At 43.9% G+C, this 17,780-nt stretch carries 15 protein-coding genes; 2 read left to right on the forward strand and 13 right to left on the reverse strand.

Going from position 1 to position 17,780, the window contains the following annotated elements; genetic code table 11:
* Positions 1 to 8: 8 nt before the first annotated feature.
* The 10 genes from G590_RS0102825 to purF all read right to left on the reverse strand — a co-directional run bounded on the left by G590_RS0102825 (position 9) and on the right by purF (position 10,290).
* Positions 9 to 1,049 (reverse strand): hypothetical protein, encoded by a 1,041-nt coding sequence (locus G590_RS0102825; RefSeq protein ID WP_022764159.1) that lies wholly within the window; start codon positions 1,047 to 1,049, stop codon positions 9 to 11.
* Between the two features lie 151 nt (positions 1,050 to 1,200).
* Complete coding sequence (locus tag G590_RS0102830; protein WP_022764160.1) at positions 1,201 to 2,013, reverse strand: tetratricopeptide repeat protein; 813 nt, start codon at positions 2,011 to 2,013, stop codon at positions 1,201 to 1,203.
* A 2-nt stretch (positions 2,014 to 2,015) separates the two neighbouring features.
* Positions 2,016 to 2,981, reverse strand: coding sequence for a vWA domain-containing protein (locus G590_RS0102835; protein ID WP_022764161.1), 966 nt, complete (start codon positions 2,979 to 2,981; stop codon positions 2,016 to 2,018).
* On the reverse strand, positions 2,978 to 4,087 hold the full coding sequence (locus tag G590_RS0102840; protein ID WP_022764162.1) for a vWA domain-containing protein: 1,110 nt from the start codon (positions 4,085 to 4,087) through the stop codon (positions 2,978 to 2,980). Before G590_RS0102840 ends, G590_RS0102835 begins: the two co-directional genes overlap by 4 nt.
* Positions 4,078 to 4,578 (reverse strand): hypothetical protein, encoded by a 501-nt coding sequence (locus G590_RS0102845; protein WP_155828714.1) that lies wholly within the window; start codon positions 4,576 to 4,578, stop codon positions 4,078 to 4,080. Before G590_RS0102845 ends, G590_RS0102840 begins: the two co-directional genes overlap by 10 nt.
* Complete coding sequence (locus G590_RS0102850) at positions 4,562 to 5,443, reverse strand: DUF58 domain-containing protein (RefSeq protein ID WP_022764164.1); 882 nt, start codon at positions 5,441 to 5,443, stop codon at positions 4,562 to 4,564. The genes G590_RS0102845 and G590_RS0102850 overlap by 17 nt, the downstream gene beginning before the upstream one ends.
* On the reverse strand, positions 5,443 to 6,447 hold the full coding sequence (locus G590_RS0102855; RefSeq protein ID WP_022764165.1) for an AAA family ATPase: 1,005 nt from the start codon (positions 6,445 to 6,447) through the stop codon (positions 5,443 to 5,445). The genes G590_RS0102850 and G590_RS0102855 overlap by 1 nt, the downstream gene beginning before the upstream one ends.
* Before the next feature lie 38 nt (positions 6,448 to 6,485).
* Positions 6,486 to 7,349 carry a methylenetetrahydrofolate reductase [NAD(P)H] gene (gene metF, locus G590_RS0102860; RefSeq protein ID WP_022764166.1) on the reverse strand — a complete coding sequence of 288 codons (864 nt, stop codon included), beginning with the start codon at positions 7,347 to 7,349 and terminating at the stop codon, positions 6,486 to 6,488.
* Between the two features lie 15 nt (positions 7,350 to 7,364).
* Positions 7,365 to 8,798, reverse strand: coding sequence for an adenylosuccinate lyase (purB, locus tag G590_RS0102865; protein WP_022764167.1), 1,434 nt, complete (start codon positions 8,796 to 8,798; stop codon positions 7,365 to 7,367).
* Between the two features lie 46 nt (positions 8,799 to 8,844).
* Positions 8,845 to 10,290, reverse strand: a complete 1,446-nt coding sequence (purF, locus tag G590_RS0102870; protein WP_022764168.1) for an amidophosphoribosyltransferase — start codon at positions 10,288 to 10,290, stop codon at positions 8,845 to 8,847.
* Between the two features lie 133 nt (positions 10,291 to 10,423).
* Between purF and G590_RS0102875 the strand changes: the two genes are divergently transcribed.
* The gene (locus tag G590_RS0102875; RefSeq protein WP_022764169.1) at positions 10,424 to 11,920 is read left to right on the forward strand and encodes a DHH family phosphoesterase; all 1,497 of its coding nucleotides are present in this window, start codon (positions 10,424 to 10,426) and stop codon (positions 11,918 to 11,920) included.
* Here G590_RS0102875 and G590_RS0102880 read toward each other — a convergent pair.
* Positions 11,917 to 15,033 carry a toll/interleukin-1 receptor domain-containing protein gene (locus G590_RS0102880; RefSeq protein WP_022764170.1) on the reverse strand — a complete coding sequence of 1,039 codons (3,117 nt, stop codon included), beginning with the start codon at positions 15,031 to 15,033 and terminating at the stop codon, positions 11,917 to 11,919. The genes G590_RS0102875 and G590_RS0102880 overlap by 4 nt on opposite strands.
* Positions 15,034 to 15,250: 217 nt before the next feature.
* On the opposite strand from G590_RS0102880, the gene G590_RS0102885 reads away from it, so the two are divergent.
* Positions 15,251 to 15,829 carry a hypothetical protein gene (locus G590_RS0102885; protein ID WP_022764171.1) on the forward strand — a complete coding sequence of 193 codons (579 nt, stop codon included), beginning with the start codon at positions 15,251 to 15,253 and terminating at the stop codon, positions 15,827 to 15,829.
* 5 nt (positions 15,830 to 15,834) lie between these two features.
* On the opposite strand, the gene G590_RS0102890 is transcribed toward G590_RS0102885, so the two are convergent.
* Positions 15,835 to 16,560, reverse strand: a complete 726-nt coding sequence (locus G590_RS0102890) for an ion transporter (protein WP_022764172.1) — start codon at positions 16,558 to 16,560, stop codon at positions 15,835 to 15,837.
* 207 nt (positions 16,561 to 16,767) lie between these two features.
* Positions 16,768 to 17,685, reverse strand: a complete 918-nt coding sequence (locus tag G590_RS0102895) for a cation diffusion facilitator family transporter (RefSeq protein WP_022764173.1) — start codon at positions 17,683 to 17,685, stop codon at positions 16,768 to 16,770.
* Positions 17,686 to 17,780 lie beyond the last annotated feature (95 nt).

Consider the following 17,780-nt stretch of genomic DNA (forward strand, 5'->3'; position numbering starts at 1 on the left):
TATTCTCCTTAATTCGCAATTATTGAAACTGCGTGATTATATTCGTCGCTTCCGCGCTCGCATGTAACCTGGATATTCTTGCCAAGCAAAAGTACGGGACATCTTGAGAAGTTTGTTGCAGCATCAAGTCTTATCTGCATCACACCCCCGCTGGTATTGAGGAAAAGTGTATTCTCCGTTGTATCACCTGTAACAGTACCGGATACAGTAAATCTGGTATTGGAGTCAAGTGTAACTTCCTCAGCTGCACTCGCATTATTATTGACTATCTTGGAAGCATGATTCCATGCATCGCTTCCTCTGTAGAAATTAACAGTTACATTCTGTCCCGGGATAAGAACTCTTGATGCGCTGACATCTGTAGCAAGATCAAGCACAAGCTGCATTGTTCCGCCAGATGTATTCAGATAGAGAAGTGAAGTTGTTGTGCCTTTTTCAACTGTTCCGCTTATACCTGAACCTGAAGCTGCAACTCCTGTTGATGATCCGGCAGAAGTTGAAGATCCTGCAACATCGGAAATTGACAACGCATGCATATATGCATCTGAGCCTCTTGCCACAACAACCTGCACAGTCTTACCGATAATAAGAAGCTTAACATTGCTTACATCTGTGCTCTCGTCTATCTTGATCTGCATGGTTCCGTTATCAACTACCAGATAGAGAAGCTCTTCTGTTGTTCCCTTTGCAATCGTTCCCTTTACCGTAGCCTTGTTGGAACTGTCAACAGCAACCTTTCCGACAGATGAATTGCCGGTAATCTTGGATGCATGCCAGTACTCATCGCCGCCCACATAGCAATTTGCCGTTACTGTATTGCCGGGCAACAGGAATTTGGCATTTACAATTTCAGTATTTCCATCAAGCTTAATCTCAACTGTACCTCCACTGGTTGAAAGGTATAGCTTATCAGCTGTGGTCTTATCTGAAACCGTTCCGGAATAAGTCATTTCCGCAGCAAAAGATGTTGCAGGAAGTCGGATCAGTCCCAAAACCACACAGGATAACAGTAATACCACACTCATCATTATAGAATTTATCTTCTTCATAGAACCCCCTTCGCAACTTCACACACAAAATATCAATATTTTACAGATAAATTATACATCATATTGTGGTATGTTGTGAAGTAGGGTGATATCAGTTTGTCGAACACAATATATTTAAGCTTATCGCTGCAATTTCATTTATCCTGTCCTATTACCAAGGATTATTCTTGCCGCCTGAGCTGCCGCCTTCTTCGTCTCCGTTTCCGCCGGAGCCGTCGCTGTCATCGCCGCCTCCGAAGCTGTCCTCATCGCCGCCGACGTAGTCAGACCATTTCTGAAGGTCATCCTGCTGGTCTTTTCTGTCTTCCAGAGCGCCCTTCTTATTTTCCTCGAGCTCGTTCTGGATTCTCTTTTCCCTGTCGTTTCCGCCCTTACCGCTGCCGGAAGAGTCTCCGTCACTGTTGTCCTGAGGGGGCTGATCCTGAGGCTGGTCAGAGCCACTTGTGCTGTCGGGGTTCTTGAGCTTTTCGATCATTGCATCGATATCTTCTTTGAGCTGCTGGGCATCTGCATTATGTCCGTCGCCCTCATTGGTTGCACAGCCATTTTCAAGAAGCACATCTCGTGCCTTATACAGTATGAAAAGAGCCGTATCAATCTTTTCCTGTGAATCCAGATTGTAAAAATCTATTGTATTGCACAGAGAAAGCGCCAGATTGATCCTGATAAGGCAGTCCTTATCTTCCGGCGGATAGTTCTGCAAAGCCTGATTATAGTAGCCGATAGCCGAATTGTAATCACCCTTTTTGTATGCTGCATTACCAAGGTTGTAATATGGAAGATAGCTCTCCGGGAAGTTCATCTTAAGGAGCTTCTCCTCGGCTTCCGTTTCATACTCGCCCTTGTTATATGCGTTAACAAATAAATGATTTGTAACCAGTCTTGTACCAAGCATTATTGCCACGATAAGAATGATAATTCCCACCAGTGCAATAAAATAATACTTCAGAGGAATTTTTCTCATAATTACAGCCTCCCCCTTCTGGCAACCAGTATGATCTCAACCAGGATCATAAGCATAAGAGGATATGCAAAATAGAAATAGATATCTTTTTTCACCTCTGCACCATTTCCGTTTTCAATGATGGTCTTGCTGCTCTCTTTTATCAGCTCTACACTGCCGACAAGAGATGAATTGCCGTTATTCATGTTCATATACTCAACACCAAGGCCTTCGGCGATCTTCTTCAGATTCTCTTCGTCAATCCTGGATACCGCGTCCCTGTGAGTACTGTAATCGTATATATAGCCACTGCCGTAGCTGTCCTTCATCCTGCCGCCATCAGCACTTCCGTAACCAAGAACAGCTCCTGCATCCACGTACTGGCCAAGATCACTGAAATCCTTGAGTTCTTTGCCGTTGGTGATCTCACCGTCGCTGATATAAAAGACAATTGTCTTGCGGTTCTCTTTTCTGTTAGATGACAGAAGAAGGCTCTCTATGTCCTTATAGGCAATGGACAGATCACTTCCCTTGGCATAGTAGCTGTCGGGAGTTGTGAAGGTATCCATCAGGTCCCTGATGTACTGAAGATCCTGCGTAAACGGAGCCAGGACATGAGGCGTATCATCAAAAGTCACCAGTCCGAAATTACTTCCGGCCAGTTCGTCAATGATGAAATTCACATCCTTCCTGACACCATCCATTCTCTCCTTTTTGCCGTTGTAATCCTGCGCCCACATACTGATGGTGTTATCTACAACAAACAAAACATCAAGGTTCTTGGTGGCAAACTCATACTTGGTCTCCACCAGAACAGGTCTGATGCCGATAATAAGTGCAAGCACATAAATAAAGCTAAGGCGTGCAAGTGTCGCAATCCTGTCACCGGTCTTTGTTTTATTTCTGATTACTAAATACGCTGTAGCCAAAAACAATACTGCAAATACAGCCAGCATTGCGCCCAGCGGAAAAATAGGTTGTATGCTCATTTCTGTAATACCAATCCTGCCGCGCATCCAAACGCAAGGCAAATAAACATAATGATAAACGGAACTCTAGGAAGGTCCACAGTCTGTCTGGTCATAACAATCTTGACCAGCATGGCTTCCTGTTTCTGTATATCCTGAACAATCTCCGACACAGACTGTGATGCAGTCCTGATGTAGAACTTACCGCCTGTATACTCAACCGCATTCTTAAAGCCGTTCAGGCATGATGAATAGTCATATTCATCAGGCATATAGAACTTCTCCTCGGAGGGGAAGATTCCAAATACCGTCACCTTGTTCTTTTTGCAGTACTCTGATGCCTCCTTGAGATTCAATACCTCTCGTCCGTAAGCGTTGAGCTCATTGTCGGTACACATGATGATAACTCTTGTCCTCTCGGAATTTCCAAGATAGGGAAAAGAGTAAAGAGCTGTGCCGAGGCCTTCTCCAATAAGCGAGGAACCTCTGTAATAGTTGTCGTAAAGAGTTCCCGCCTCGAAGTAGTCCAGCTTGTCTTGGAGCTCATCAAATCTCTGTTTCTTATCATCAGGGATCTCATCGTAGGTTTCATAGAGCTCTACATAGCCCTCTTCGTACTCTTTTTGCATAACAAAGTACTCATGAAGGGCATCCAGTCTGTCAAGAACATAGTCGTAATCATCTGTAAGCGGAACGTATGTTACCGAAGATGTGTTGAAAATGCTTATTCCAAATCTGTCACCCTCAAGCCCCGAAACTACATTCTTAAGGTAATCAGTAATTTCAGAATTAAGATCATACAATGAATAAGAAACATCCAGACACAGGATGATATCTCTCTTTTTGACCCCACTGACAACATCATCAGTCCTGTACGGCCTTGCAGCCAGGAAAAGAGATGCCACAATGCTTCCGATCATTCCCACAAGCATAATTACCGACAAAAGCCTGTATCTTATATTGAGGCTCTTGTAGAGCTTGGAGCTTCTGATCCTGGCAGTATTGGCTGCCTTGATTCCGCTTGTATAGCTGGCCTTGTATCGCCTGTGTAATAAATAGATAACCAGAAGTGTCACCATCAGAATCACAATGCCGATGATGACAACATTCAAATACATTAACTCCATGCCTTGATCACTCCCATTGCCCTGTTACAGGACTGCAGAAAATCCTTGTCCTGCGCTTTTTCATCCTCAGCAAACTCGGGCACGTAATACTCCTCCATAAGGGTATCGAGCTTTTTGATCCCAAAAGCCTTTACTTCCCTGATGGTAAAATTCTCAACGTTGATACCCGTAACCTCGTGCACAAACTCTCTGATGATTGCACTGAGCTGCTGGTATCCTTCTCTTTTCTCAATCCGGTTCTGATTATAGCTGCCAAGCAGAGCCTGAACCTTACCGATATACTGTGTTTTGACTCTGGCAATCATCTCGGGAGACATAGCTATCTTTCTGGCAACAGGCCTTGGAGCCTCCTTCTTTTTCCTTAGTGCGGAAAAGAGCTTTATCAGGAAAAAGACAATTGCGCTCAGAGCTATAAGTCCCAAAACCACTGCGATGAGTGTAACCCACCAGCTATATTCAAATGGATGTTGTAATTTAACCGTAGTAACCATTTCTGTACCTTTCGAGCAGCGAAATCGTGCTCTCGATTATCTCCTCTTCTTTGGAAATAGTCACAAGGCAGGCCTTGTTCCTCTTGCAGATTTCGGAAGTCGTCTTAATGATCTCTTCTCGAATTCGCATTTCTTCCCTGTGAAGAGCTTTGCTGTGAGAAAGGAAAAATCTCTCATAGCGGCTTATATCATTATCAAATACGGTGTCTCCCGTAAGGAAAGCGTCGTCGACATTTATGATCAGAAGATCGTGTTCCTTGGTTATGCTCCTGATCATTCCCTCGTTTAACTGCGCGAGGCCTTCCATATCAGTCAAAAGAAATATGATCATCCTCTTGTGTACCGTATTAAGAACCTCAGTAAGTGTCTGTGGCAATGTATACGGACAATCCACAGCTACCTTGCTCTCATAGTCATAGAGGAGCTTTTCCAGGTGATCAGTTCCGGACTTAAAAAAACTGATACCGGCATTATGTTCTCCGGGAACAGCCATGGCATAATCAGCCCCGTTCCTTCCGACTATGTAGGAAAGGGTTCCGAAGGTCATGAGCATAAGCTCTTTCTTGGATTCTCCTCCGGTGGTATCACCCAGCATTTTGCTTCCTCTGTCGCAGATAAACATAACGTTGTGTCTTCTGTCAGTCATATATCGGCGCACAAGGATAGTGCCCATTCGGGATGAAGATTTCCAGTCGATATCGTGGACATCATCACCGACCGCATACTCTTTCAGGTCGTCGAATTCCATGCTCCTTCCTCTGTGGATTGAGTGGAAATCACCGTCAAGGATATTGGAGGTCTTCCTCTTTGTATAAAGAGCTACTGCTCTCCTTATCTTGGATAAATACTCATAATCAATTTTCATTACGGTGCCTTCACTGAATTAACCAGTGCATCGATAACTGCCTCTACAGGCACATTATCTGCAACTGCCGAATAATTAAGTCCGATTCTGTGGCGCAGTACCTGATGGCTTACCTGCTTAACATCCTCAGGTGTTACATAGGTTCTGCCCTGGATAAGAGCGGTAGCCTTAGCCATCTTAAGAAATGCTATGGAAGCACGCGGGCTTGCTCCGATGCGGACATATCTGCCAACCTCAAGTCCCTGTATCTGTCCTGCGCGTCTGCTGGCAACTACAATGCTTGAGATATACCACTTGATGGCATTATCAACATAGACCTTATCAACGATGTCCTGAACCCTGTCAATATCCTTGATAGCAAGAACCGGAGGATCAACTCTTGAAATAGCGCCTGTCTCCATACGGCTTAAAATCTCAACTTCCTCGGCTGCTGTAGGATATGTTATTACTTCCTTGATCAGGAATCTGTCGGTCTGAGCCTCAGAAAGAGGATATGTTCCCTCCTGCTCAATAGGGTTCTGAGTTGCGATAACAATGAAAATATCCTCAGGCATGCGATAGCTCCTGCCACCGATGGTAACCTGTTTTTCCTGCATCGCTTCCAGCATGGCTGACTGAGTCTTGGCACTGGAACGGTTAACCTCATCAAGAAGTACGAAGTTAGCAAATACAGGTCCTAAGATATTCTCAAACTTACCTGTTGCCTGATTGTAAATCTGTGTACCAATAATATCGCCGGGCAAAAGATCCGGTGTGCACTGGATTCTTGCAAACTTACCATCAACAGCATCCGAAATTGCCTTGGCTGCTGTTGTCTTGGCAAGACCGGGAACTGACTCAATAAGGATATGTCCATCTGCCAGTATTGAACCGATCAGCGAAAACTTCAGCTGCTGCTGCCCCACAACCTTGGCATCAAAGTAATCGGAAAGCTTCCTGATAACCTGCTGTGAATAGCCGAACTCCTCTTCTGTGATTGTTATGTTACTGCTTTGTACTTCCATCTTATTTCTCCGTTTTCTTTATTGTTTCTAAATCTCTTTTACCTGATTATTGACCTTAAGTTATCCATGATCCCGGCAGCTATATCAGGCTTGTTCATTGAGTAGACGTGTATGTGGCTGACTCCGTTGCTGATAAGATCTATTATCTGGTCGCAGGCATATATAATACCTGCCTCCTTCATCTTGTCAGGCTCATCGGCAAATCTGTCCACCATGATCTTCATCTTCTGCGGAATTGTTGAACCTGAAAGCGCAACGCTCCTTGCAACCTGCTTGGCATTGGTTATTGGCATGATTCCGGGAACCACCGGGACTTCAATTCCTTTCTCCCTTATCCTGTAGAGGAACTGATAGAGAGTGGAGTTGTCAAAAAACATCTGTGTTGTGAGGAAGTCACATCCCGCATCTACTTTTTCTTTAAGATGCGCGATATCTTCTGACTGCCTTGCACACTCAATATGTCCTTCCGGGTAGCAGGCTCCGCCGATACAGAAGCTGTCATCTATGGACTTGATGTCATAGATAAGCTCAGTTGCATGATCATAGTCAAAGCAGATCCTTCCCTCTTTAGGAATATCTCCTCTAAGAGCCATGATGTTCTCTATGCCTCTCTCCTTGTATTCATTCACCACGCTTCTCACAAGATCCTTGGTGGATGAAACACAGGTCAGGTGTGCCAGAACCGGAACGTTATATCTGTCCTGAAGATCCCCGGCAATCCTTGCGGTGTTCTTGCTGGTTCCGCCACCTGCTCCATAGGTAACACTCATGAAATCAGGTGAAAGAGCCGCAATATCAGAAGCTGCTTTTTCTACAGCTTCAAAGCCTGCATCTGTCTTGGGAGGAAATACCTCAAAAGAGAGAGTGACTTCTTTTTCTTTGAATAAATCACTTATTTTCATACTTATCCCCATATCTCACACGTTTATCTCTGCTGTCACACCAAGGTCTTTCTCATTGGCCTTAAGAATAGGACTTACTACTTCATCAAGGAATTTCTCAACCTGATGTGCACTGCATCCGACATACTTCTTGGGATCCATTGAAGCCTGAAGCTCTTCCAGACTTAAGTGGAATGCAGGATCTGCAGCGATAAGTTCAAGGAGATTATTGTCTTTTCCCTCTACCTTGACAGTCTTACCGGCTTCCATTGAGAGCTCTCTGATCCTCTCGTGAAGCTCCTGTCTGTCACCACCTGCCTTAACAGCATCCATCATGATATTCTCTGTTGCCATGAAAGGAAGCTCAGCAAGCATGTGCTTTTCAATGACCTTAGGATAAACCACCAGACCATCTACTACATTAATACACAAGTCAAGGACTCCGTCTGTTGCAAGAAATCCTTCGGGAATTGAAATTCTTTTGTTGGCTGAATCATCTAGAGTTCTTTCAAACCACTGTGAAACCTCGGTGATTGCAGGATTTAAAGCATCTATCATTACGTATCTTGAGAGCGAACAGATTCTCTCACTTCTCATAGGATTTCTCTTGTAAGCCATAGCTGATGAACCAATCTGGCTCTTCTCAAAAGGTTCCTCAACCTCCTTGAGGTGCTGAAGAAGTCTGATATCCTGAGCCATCTTGGTGGCTGAAGCACAGATTCCTGAAAGAACATTGATAACCTTCATATCAATCTTACGGCTGTAGGTCTGGCCGGAAACAGCCATGCATCCCTTAAAGCCCATCTTCTTGGCAAGCATGGGATCGAGCTGGTCAACCTTGGAAAGATCTCCGTCAAAGAGCTCAAGGAAGGATGCCTGTGTTCCTGTTGTTCCCTTGGATCCGAGGAGCTTCATGTTATCCAGCACATAGTCAAGGTCCTCAAGGTCAATTGTAAAATCCTGAAGCCAGAGGCAGGCTCTTTTACCTACTGTTGTAGGCTGTGCAGGCTGGAAATGTGTAAATCCGAGAGTTGGCTGGTCCTTGTATTTATCAGCAAACTCGGAGAGCTTGGCTATTACATTTATAAGTTTCTTGCGGACGAGTCTCAGAGCATCAGTCATTATGATGATGTCGGTGTTATCGCCAACGTAGCAGCTTGTTGCGCCAAGATGAATGATACCCTTGGCCTTGGGGCACTGCTGTCCGTATGCATATACATGGCTCATAACATCATGACGTACTTCCTTTTCACGTGCTCTTGCAACATCATAGTTGATGTCATCAGCGTGCTCTTTAAGTTCATCAATCTGCTCCTGTGTGATGTTAAGACCAAGGTCTTTTTCAATCTCAGCAAGGGCAATCCAGAGTTTTCTCCAGGTCTTGAACTTCATGTCCTGTGAAAAGATATACTGCATCTGGCTGCTTGCATAGCGCTCTGACAATGGGCTGGTGTAACGATCTGTACTCATTTTTATCCTCCTGATATTCCTGGTTTATGGTTTATGTTCTGTATAGTTATTTTTCGAAGTCTCCCCTGATATCCTCTGTTGGCGGATCCATAGGGTATTTTCCTGTAAAGCATCCCTTGCAGATGGAGAGCTTGCCTCCCACCATTTCTTCAAGTCTGCCAAGTTCAAGGTATGCCAGAGAATCTGCTCCGATGATCTTGCAGATATCATCTACATTCCTGTTGTATGCAATAAGCTGATCCCTTGCCGGCACGTCCGTTCCAAAGTAGCATGGCCACAAGAACGGCGGAGAGCTTACTCTCATGTGAACCTCTTTGGCTCCCGCATCACGAAGCATGCGGACAATCCTGTCAGAGGTAGTACCGCGGACAATAGAGTCATCTATCATGATGATCCTCTTGCCCTCAACCGCGCTTCTCAGTGCGTTCAGCTTGACCTGAACACTGGATTCACGATTCTTTTGCTTAGGTTTTATAAAGGTTCTTCCAATATATGAATTCTTGACAAAGGCCTGTCCGTAAGGAATTCCTGACTCAAGGGCATAGCCGAGAGCAGCTACATTTCCCGATTCCGGAACTCCGACAACCATATCTGCATCAACAGGCGAATCCTTGGCAAGGAATCTGCCGGCTGCAATTCTGGCATCATAAACGCTGATGCCGTCTATAGTGCTGTCGGGCCTTGCAAAGTAAATATACTCAAATATACATCTGGCCTGTCTGTTCTTATCTATGCACAGGCTCTTGTCCGACTGTATTCCATATTCGGGAGATATGGTCACGATCTCTCCCGGTTCTACATCTCTAATAAAGGTAGCTCCTATCGTATCAAGGGCACAGGTCTCGGAAGCAAGAATATAACAGTTCTCTCTTCTTCCTATAACCAGTGGCTTAAAGCCGTAAGGATCCCTTGCTCCGATAAGTTTTCTCGGAGACATGATCACAAGGCTGTAAGCACCTTTTATCTTGAGCATCGCTCTTCCGACCGCTTCCTCTACAGACTTGGAAAGCAGTCTTTCTCTTGCAATGTGGTAAGCTATGACCTCAGAATCAATAGTGGTCTGGAAAATCGCTCCGGTATATGCAAGCTCGTGCCGCAGTTCCGGTGCGTTTATAAGATTGCCGTTGTGCGCCATTGCCAGCGTGCCCTTTACATAATTGAGAACAAGGGGCTGCGCATTCTCTCTGGTACTGCTTCCGGCTGTGGAATAGCGCACATGTCCCACGCCGATATCACCCTTGAGCTTGTCTATCTCTTCCGGGGTGAAAGCCTCATTTACAAGGCCCATATCCTTAAAGCTAAGGACCTTCCCTTTTGGCCCATTTGTGTCACTGACTGCTATACCGCAGCTCTCCTGACCTCTGTGCTGCAGAGAGACCAGTCCATAATATATGGAATCAGCAACATCTCCGCCGTCAAAATCATACATGCCAAATACACCGCACTCTTCCCCTAAGTGCTTGTATGGCTCAGTCCTGTTTAAATCTTTCATATTTCTCCTCTTTATATAAAGAAAAAAACTGCCACAAACACGAACATAATAGCAAATCTTGAAGGTTGTGGCAATGGTTGGTTTGATGTGTTAAAATCTACTTTACTTTAACCATGAAAAAAGGATAGAACACATGAAATTAAAAGATTTAAGCTCATTCAACGAAATAGTCATCCAGTGCCATGATAATCCGGATGCGGACGCTCTGGCATCAGGATTTGGTCTTTATACATATTTTAAGTCCAAGGGAAAAGACGTCAGATTTATTTACAGAGGCAATAATAAGATCCAGAAGAGCAATCTGATGATCATGCTTGAAGAGCTCAATATTCCCATCAGCTATGAACCTGACTTTGATGAGGAACCCGAGCTGCTTATTACTGTAGATTGCCAGTACGGACAGCGAAACGTAACAACTACCAGGGCCAAAAATATTGCCATAATCGACCATCACCAGAAAACAGTGGATCTCCCTGCTCTCTCAGAGGTTCGCAGCAACATAGGAAGCGCCTCTACTGTTGTTTGGGACATGATCTGTCATGACTCCGAAGAGGGGAAAGAGCTGATAAGCTCCAACAGGGATCTGTCTACCGCCCTGTACTACGGTCTTTATACAGACACAGGAAAAATGTCGGAAATCTCTCATCCTCTGGACAAAGACATGCGAGATGAGCTATATGTGGACAAAGGTCTGATCGTAAAAATGACCAACTCCAATATTTCTCTGGAAGAACTTAAGATAACAGGAAAAGCCATTCTCGGCTATGAGTATTTCAGTGACAGACAATATATGATAATCAAGGCCGAGCCCTGTGACCCGAATATTCTGGGTGTAATGAGTGATTTCTCTCTGGAGACGGCAGGTGTTGATATCTGCCTTGCTTACTATGAGAGACATGAAGAGATCAAATTCTCTGTAAGAAGCTGCACCAAAGAAGTTCACGCAAACGAGCTGGCTGCTTTTATAGCGGACGGAATCGGCGGTGGAGGCGGTCACATCTATAAAGCCGGCGGCTCTATTCGCCCCGAAAATATAGGAAATCAGTCCGCAGAAGAAGTCTTTAATAAAAGGATGCGGGATTACTTTGAGAGTTTTGACACAATATATGCAAGCTCCGCCACTCTTGATACATCTGATATGCAGTTATATGAAAAAATCCCTCATGACAGGGGATATGCAAAGCTTTCAGATATCTTCCCTGTGGGAAGGCCTGTATTTATAAGAACTCTGGAAGGTGATATAGATGTTACGGTTGAAGAAGACCTGTACATCATGATCGGAATCGAAGGTGAGGTCTATCCCATTCATGAGGATAAACTGTTTAAGAGTTACATCAGAAAGGATACTCCCTATATCAATACCTTTGAGTATCCTCCCTGCGTGAAAGACCTGTATACCAGCGAAAAAAGAAACCTTCTTAAATTTGTAAAAACAGCAGGCACCACAGATTCAACAAAGATATATGCGAAGCCTGTTACAAAGAGTGTGAAGGTATTTACCGCCTTTGATAACGAAAACTATTTCCTTGGTAATGTAGGGGATTACATCGCCTGCAGAGCCGATGATCCCCACGATATCTACATTATCAAAGCAAGACTGTTTGATAGTCTCTATAAAAAAACGTCTTAACCATCTATACCATACATTGACTTCTGGTCCTCAGACATCTCTTCGCCCTGAAGATAATCTTTGGTCTTGCGGATCAGATCGTCAACCGTATAGTGTCTGAAGTAGCCCGCTGTTGCCTCATTGGATGAACTTTCATAACTGGCAGTTATGAAGGTATCAGTTGTCTTTTCATGTCCAAAGCAGGATACAACTCTTGTAAGCTCTATCCAGGTATTGGTCTCAATAATATCCATCAGATTTCCGCACTGTACATAGAGATAACCTGAAGCAGAATCATAGTCGATGGACGATTCATACATAGATGCTGTTGAATAAACTGTCAGATCGCTCTTTCCTACAAACTGCAGGTTTTTCGCATCATATCTGTAGAGGGTTCCATCCGCGTAGGCTACCAGCAACAGATCTTTTCCATCTTCCTCAAAAAAGCTCATGGCAAGAGGCTCTACGTTATGGCAGGACGCCTCCCCAAGATTCTCATTTCCAGCGCTTAAAAGTCTTACTGAAACATTGTTGGTGATGGCAAGTCTCTCACCTTTTTTATCCATGGCACAGAAAGTGGTCTTTCCCCAGTCCTCAGGCATCTCAATTTCTGTCATTGATCCGTCTGCGAAGTTTATCAGAATATCTGTCTTAATGGAGAGTGAATAGGACTGATCTGCCACAAGATAAGCGCGATCCTGGTCTGCAAAGTAGAACAAGTTATTTATGTCGCCTTCAAAATCTACTCTCGTTTCCTCTCCGGTAGCAAGATTTCTTTTAACAACATAGTACTGCTCAAAGCTCACCATGTCATAGTAGACAAGATTTCCACCGCCCATGGCGCATACCGGATCATAGCCGGAGAAGTCATTGTTTATAACCTCGTGCTCCATCTTAAGTGTCCCAAGATCAATGGTTATGATCTCAAGGCATCTGTTGTCACAAAGCGCCAGATAGAGCTTTTCCTCAAAGGTTCCAAGGAGCCTGTATTTGGAGGGCATGATACTGTCGCTTAAAGAAACTTCTCCAAGAACTTTCTTGTCCTTTGGATCTATCAGGATTGCCTTTGACCCATCATTCTCCTTATTGATGATGGCAAGGACCTTCTCATCCATGTAGTAGTTGGAGGCTGTGCTGAAAGCAGGGACATCTTCAATGGGAGTCCATTCCTCATCGTGAACATTCGAGTTGTAGAAGATTATCTCGCTGCTGAGATAGCCACGGGTATAAACACCATTACCCACACATGCATCCACGATGTTGTCCTGGAATCTTGTTATCAGTGACACCGCGGTTTTTTCTTCTGTATCAGCAGGCATTCCGGTGGCTCCTTTATTGGTTATGAACATGGGAACGCCGTCTCGGTCCACATCGCTGACATCAACGATAATATCATTGACTCCGTACACACCCTGTACTTCACCGGTCTCTATATTCCAGATCTCACAGGTATCTGCTTTATAGAATGCTACTTTGTCATCAGAAAGAGCCAGGAAATCTGTCTTTTCAGGCACATCTGAGTATGTGAATTCGGAATCCCACAACAGGTTCAGATCCCCTGATGAGATACACTTGATATAGACCTTATTCTCGGTGATATAGTGGAAGTCATATCCCTTAACGCTGCCATCATTGCCCTCATCATTGCAGGCGATGAATATCTTATCTCCCACATATTTAAGAGCAGCGATCCATCCGTTTATGACATCCTCTTTCATACTGAGTGTCCCGGTTTCAATGTCATACTCCAGCAGGTAGTAATCTGTTGTTGTAAAATCGCCGCGATCCTCCAGGACACAGGCGATATGTTTTTTGTCCTCTGAAATGGCAAAGTTTGTAAGGAAGGAATAGCCTTCTCTGGCTTCCACATCATCTATCATAAAGCTATCCTTAACACGGCCGTTTTGCATGGAAACAATATCCACATTTCCACGGCTTCCGACCAGAAGGATTGTTTCATCCCCATAAGGGAATATCTCTTTTGTATAGAGAATGTCGTAATCTTTGTCCTCAAGGGTCCAGATCTCTCTTCCCGTAACCAGGTCATAGGCTGAAAGCTTATGAGTGCACAGAATAAGGAGCCTGTCATCCCCGTAAAAGAAAAACTTCTGAGTATCATCGCCGTAGTTATCCTGGTAAAGTACCTGCTTATGAGTCTTGGTATCCCATCCGATGACTACGCCGCTCTGATCCAGCCCCACAAGATATGTTGTCTTGGGAGAAAGACTGAACTCACTGACATGATTGGGCATCTTGTAGTTCCATACAGCCGAAACATTACTGCCGGTAATAGTCTCATAGGCCCTGGATGCCAAAGTTATGGCCTTTATCGCCTCCGGAGTAACAGGTCTTTCATCAGTCTCATCCTTAGGAAGGGCCTCCAGCGCCAGCTGCATCGCATCAAGGCATCTGTCATCCTCAAGCAGCTGTGTGGACTGATTAGCCAGGTTTCTGGACTGGTTCTTAAGGGATTCCAGATAGTTCTTCTGAATAAGGGTATTGCTATAGAACATGTAGCCTGCAAAGCCCACAGAAAGCGCCATAATACCTGTAGTGATGGCAGTAAGCCTCCTCATCTTGTACTGACGGCGCCTGTTGATCAGCTCATCATAAGAACAGCCGATGATAGCGGCCGCCATACGGGGAAGCTCCTCAGCCTTGGCTCTCCTGTAAGGAAGCCTGTAGTCGCAGGACAGCGGCTCAAAGGGCATTTCCACAACGTGCCCTTCACCGTTTTCATCCACAACTTCTTTTTTTCCTGTCAAAAGAATCTTTGGAATAACTTCATATGGTTCACCATCGGCCAGAACCGTAAGAATCTGGTTCATGGAATGGTTCTGCAGAAATACCTCGATCTCTTTTTCTACCCATGTAGAATACTTGGTATTTGTTGAACATATTACTATAAGATAATCAGCGTTATGAAGCGCCATAGAAATAGTGTCATTAAGATCACTTGTAATAGGCAGCTCATCCTTGTCCCTGAATATTCTTTCTATCTTTTTAACTCCTGTTGCCTTCTGTATCTTCTTCGGAATATGAAAGTGCTCCAGGTCTCTCACAATAGACGCAGCTATCTTATTATCCAGATCAGCATGCTTGTAAGAAATAAAGGCATTAAAGTGGTTGATCATTATATTTCCCTCTCCCCCATATACCGACCTTATGGTCAGCAAAATCTTTTCCTAAAAGAATATATCACAAAATCATAATGTCGCAATGAAGAACCGCAATTTTAAGTGTGATAATTTTGTGATAAACAGGGGAGTATAGTTTAATCAGAATCAAACAAGAGAGAAAAACAAAGACGTTACCAATAATAAAAATTATGAAAGTATGGAGGTGTTCATTATGAGAAAACAGATTGAAAGAATAATCGCAACAGTATTTATTATCGCTCTTAGCATTACAGCTTTTAATTTCAAGTCACTGGCATACAGTGAGATTCCGGAATACTTCGATTTCGAGCAGTGCTGTGTATCAGTTAATGCCGGAAGTTCAATCGACCTCGGAATGAGAGCAACCTACAACTACGACGCATACGTTGGCAGCCACACCAGCAGCAAGACATATATTGAATGTTCTGAGAAATCAGGTTCACAGCGCGTAGTTCTTCATATCGGTCCTGATGAGCAGGAAAAGAACGTATTCTTCTACTTCTACGTTGATGACAAACAGGTAGACGACAAGAGCCTTTACGATTGCATCGAAGTTTACGTACAGAATATCGATCCTACCTACGCACAGAAAGCAGATATGGCAGCACCACTTAAGTGGTACGCAAACAACAACGGTGAGTTCAATGCATACGATTACTACATGAACTACCCTGATCTTCAGAACGCATTCGGAACCAACGGAGATGCACTCTTTACACACTTCTACCAGACAGGTAAGGCAGAGCACAGAGTAGCAAACAGACTCCTCTGACAGAATCAGAGTTCATACTTGGATTTCTTTTTACTAATCTCGTTCATATAAGCAGCAGTGATCATACCTGATGGGAGTGCTATTACAGCCACTCCCATCAGTGCTGATATCATAGTTATAAAGCGGCCTATATCAGTTGTTGGATAAATATCTCCATAGCCAATGGTGGTTATGGAAATCGTAGCCCAGTAAAGAGCATCAAAAAATCCATCGAAAAGATCCGGTTCCAGCTGGAATATCAGCATTGCCGAAACAAAAATATAGATTGTTATGAGTATAAGCACAGCCAGGAGCTGTGTTTTTACTTTTCTGAGGACATTTGCTATGACGATCATTGTCTTGGAATATCTGATCAGCTTAAGCACGCGGAATATCCTGAAGAGCTTTAAAAGTCTCAATGATGCTATCGGGAAGATCAGGTAAATGACCGGGATTATTGACAGAAGGTCAAAGATTGCAAGAGGCGTAAAAATATAAGCGATATAAGCTTTTATGCTCTTATATCCCATTTTATAATCAGCCGTGTAAACCCTAGCGCAGTAATCTATGAACAGGATCACAGCAGTCATTATTTCAATGATCGTAGTGTAGAAGTTATCAGTCTTTAAAGTAAGCGGAACAAGACCGACAATAACCGTCGTCGTCATCAAAACATCATAGGCTCTGCTGGACGCATCACCTATACTTGATACTTCAATTACTTCATACGTTCTTCTCTTAATCGCTTCCATAGGCCTCCGCTGCAAAAGTATATGGTGTGAGTTTAAAAAGTTCCTTTCCAAAAGCAAAAAATTCCAAGAATAGCCAAAATTACGCTAAGTAACCTGCAAACAAACACAAAAAGCGAGATATGCATTCGCTTTTTGGAGGTTGTCACTCCGGAATCCGATATAAACAGATCATCATTACTATACTTTCTTGGCATAAAGTAAACTCCTTTATCGATTCTCATCTGAGTGATGCTTATAGCCCGTAGGATTTACATGGATCATAACATGTTTAACATCAGGGAATTCTTCTTCTATCTTGTCATGGACTCTCTCGGCAATATCATGAGACTGCTGCAGAGTCATATTCCCGTCCGCATTGATCTCCATCTCAACATATACTCTCTCTCCGAAAGTCCTGGTTCTGAGAAGATCTACTCCGACTCCCAGTTTCTCATCCCTTGAGAAGTTATAAACCAAATCCCTTATCTGCGTCTCAATTTCCCTGTCCGCCGATGTATCAAGCATCTTGTCCACTGCTCCGCGGAATATCTCTATGGCCACCCACATGATCATAAGACAGATCACAATACCCGCCACCTGATCAAGAACCGGGAATCCATGTCTTGCTCCTACAATACCTATAAGTGCTCCTATTGAGGAAAGTGCATCGGAACGATGATGCCATGCGTCAGCTTTGAAGGCACTGGACTTTAATTTTTTTGCATAGTACATGGTGTACCAGTACATAGCTTCTTTGGTGGCAATGGAAACGACAGCTGCTATAACAGCCAGCATTCCGGGCGTAGCGAACTGCCTGTAGCTTCCATCCACTATAGCTCCAAGACATTTTTTCCCTATTTCAATACCTGTTGCAAAAAGTATAAATGACAGGATCAGCGAAGCCACGCACTCTATTCTCTCGTGACCGTAAGGGTGCTTATCGTCCGCCTTTTTTCTTGAAAGGATAACCCCGATATACGCAATGAATGTAGCAAAAACATCGGAAAGCGTATGTACAAAGTCAGAGATCATGGCCGTAGAATGGCCGACAATTCCGGCTATCAGCTTAAACACCGCCAAAAACACATTCCCCAGAATTCCCACAAAAGCCATCTGATTGGTTATCTTTTTTACATCCTGTTCCATGACAGTCGCCTCCCACTTGCGTTAACACCTATATTATATCAAACTTAACGACTGCTAATACATTAATAATTGCAAAAAAGAGCGTGGCACCGATT

The sequence above is a fragment of the Butyrivibrio sp. XPD2006 genome, from assembly GCF_000420865.1.
In the GTDB taxonomy this organism is placed as follows: domain Bacteria; phylum Bacillota; class Clostridia; order Lachnospirales; family Lachnospiraceae; genus Butyrivibrio.

Excerpts from the sequence above, each read along its gene's own strand:
- G590_RS0102825 (WP_022764159.1), bottom strand. The coding sequence starts at position 1,049 with ATGAAGAAGATAAATTCTATAATGATGAGTGTGGTATTACTGTTATCC.
- G590_RS0102830 (WP_022764160.1), bottom strand. The coding sequence starts at position 2,013 with ATGAGAAAAATTCCTCTGAAGTATTATTTTATTGCACTGGTGGGAATT.
- G590_RS0102835 (WP_022764161.1), bottom strand. The coding sequence starts at position 2,981 with ATGAGCATACAACCTATTTTTCCGCTGGGCGCAATGCTGGCTGTATTT.
- G590_RS0102840 (WP_022764162.1), bottom strand. The coding sequence starts at position 4,087 with ATGGAGTTAATGTATTTGAATGTTGTCATCATCGGCATTGTGATTCTG.
- G590_RS0102845 (WP_155828714.1), bottom strand. The coding sequence starts at position 4,578 with ATGGTTACTACGGTTAAATTACAACATCCATTTGAATATAGCTGGTGG.
- G590_RS0102850 (WP_022764164.1), bottom strand. The coding sequence starts at position 5,443 with ATGAAAATTGATTATGAGTATTTATCCAAGATAAGGAGAGCAGTAGCT.
- G590_RS0102855 (WP_022764165.1), bottom strand. The coding sequence starts at position 6,447 with ATGGAAGTACAAAGCAGTAACATAACAATCACAGAAGAGGAGTTCGGC.
- metF (WP_022764166.1), bottom strand. The coding sequence starts at position 7,349 with ATGAAAATAAGTGATTTATTCAAAGAAAAAGAAGTCACTCTCTCTTTT.
- purB (WP_022764167.1), bottom strand. The coding sequence starts at position 8,798 with ATGAGTACAGATCGTTACACCAGCCCATTGTCAGAGCGCTATGCAAGC.
- purF (WP_022764168.1), bottom strand. The coding sequence starts at position 10,290 with ATGAAAGATTTAAACAGGACTGAGCCATACAAGCACTTAGGGGAAGAG.
- G590_RS0102875 (WP_022764169.1), top strand. The coding sequence starts at position 10,424 with ATGAAATTAAAAGATTTAAGCTCATTCAACGAAATAGTCATCCAGTGC.
- G590_RS0102880 (WP_022764170.1), bottom strand. The coding sequence starts at position 15,033 with ATGATCAACCACTTTAATGCCTTTATTTCTTACAAGCATGCTGATCTG.
- G590_RS0102885 (WP_022764171.1), top strand. The coding sequence starts at position 15,251 with ATGAGAAAACAGATTGAAAGAATAATCGCAACAGTATTTATTATCGCT.
- G590_RS0102890 (WP_022764172.1), bottom strand. The coding sequence starts at position 16,560 with ATGGAAGCGATTAAGAGAAGAACGTATGAAGTAATTGAAGTATCAAGT.
- G590_RS0102895 (WP_022764173.1), bottom strand. The coding sequence starts at position 17,685 with ATGGAACAGGATGTAAAAAAGATAACCAATCAGATGGCTTTTGTGGGA.